The 485-nt window shown below is 67.4% G+C and carries 1 protein-coding gene; it reads right to left on the reverse strand.

Annotated elements, in window-relative coordinates; all coding sequences use genetic code 11:
- The coding region (locus RhoFasB10_RS25770; RefSeq protein WP_240931475.1) for a M48 family metalloprotease at positions 1-442 on the reverse strand (442 nt) is incomplete at its 3' end.
- Positions 443-485: the final 43 nt, after the last annotated feature.

A 485-nucleotide genomic window follows, 5' to 3' on the forward strand; every position in this document is an offset into this window, starting at 1 on the left:
TGTAGCCCCCTTCGTTGCCACGCATGGCCGCCGACATCCGTTCGAAGAAGCCGGCCATGGCATCCACGTCGTAGCCGCTGCGCGACAGGGTGCGGATGCCGAGGCGGTCGGCCTCGGACTCGTTGGAGCGGGTGTAGTTGATCTGCCGTTGCTGCATCAAGCCCATGCCCGAGCTGATCGCGGCCATCGTCGCGTTGCCGGACGACGTGCTGTTGCTGGCCTGGGCGGCCACCACCGCTGCCAGCATGCCCAGCAGGATCGGGATCTGGTCACGCTGGGCGCGCTCGACGCCGCGCAGCACATGCTGCTGGGTGACGTGGGCGATTTCGTGGGACAGCACCGCAGCGACCTCGTCCTCGCGCTCGGCGGTCAGCACCAGGCCGGCATTGACCCCGATGTAGCCGCCCAGCGTGGCGAACGCGTTGATCTGGCGGTCGTTCATCACGAAGAAGGTGTACGGCTGCCGTGGCTGGTCAACGACTGGC

The organism is Rhodococcus sp. B10 (assembly GCF_011770055.1).
GTDB classification, from domain to species: Bacteria; Actinomycetota; Actinomycetes; order Mycobacteriales; family Mycobacteriaceae; genus Rhodococcoides; species Rhodococcoides kyotonensis_B.